The organism is Pseudomonas sp. 05T35, assembly GCF_056396605.1.
Genome location: NZ_JBFTLU010000910.1, coordinates 1 through 560 on the forward strand (window position 1 = coordinate 1; position 560 = coordinate 560).

Here is a 560-nt window from a genome sequence, read left to right on the forward strand (position 1 = left end):
ACCTTATAGCGCGCAACCTTATAGCGCGCATAGGACTCTCTAAATGTTCATACGTACGCCGCCAGAGCTGCTTGAACCACTAAGATTTGCACTTTCAAAACCATTTGAGTTCAATGCCCAGGCGCGACTTGAGAGTGGGCCGTTTAAACTTAAAAATGCAGATCGCAGTGATCTTGATGCGCTTCGCTCGCTGTGCATTGCGTATGATAACGCCAAATCAAGCTTACTTCCTTACATGATGCAGGTTTGGTCTGATCTAGAAAAAAGTTATACATTTAGAATTCCTGAAGGATCAGTGCCCAAGGCATTTAGTACGGTCAACGTAAACGCTAAATTACCAAGACTCGAAGATCGACAGTTCGTCGAAAATACAGTTCGTCATGAGTGCGCTCAGCGCCAGGCGGATCGATTATTTGACCACCTGAAGATCCGTGCACGCGGCTCTAAGAATCCTGCAACAAATGACACATTGTTACGCGTAATGAGCTTCTATTTACTGAATGAAGCCGTAGGTTTGGCGCTGGCCGGTATTGCTCAAGTAGAGGAGGTTCACCCCAATC

At 46.2% G+C, this 560-nt stretch carries 1 protein-coding gene; it reads left to right on the forward strand.

What is annotated here, in order from left to right:
• Positions 1 to 43: 43 nt before the first annotated feature.
• Positions 44 to 560, forward strand: a 517-nt coding sequence (locus tag AC1DH9_RS30625; protein ID WP_477809515.1) for a hypothetical protein, incomplete at its 3' end; no start/stop codon positions are given.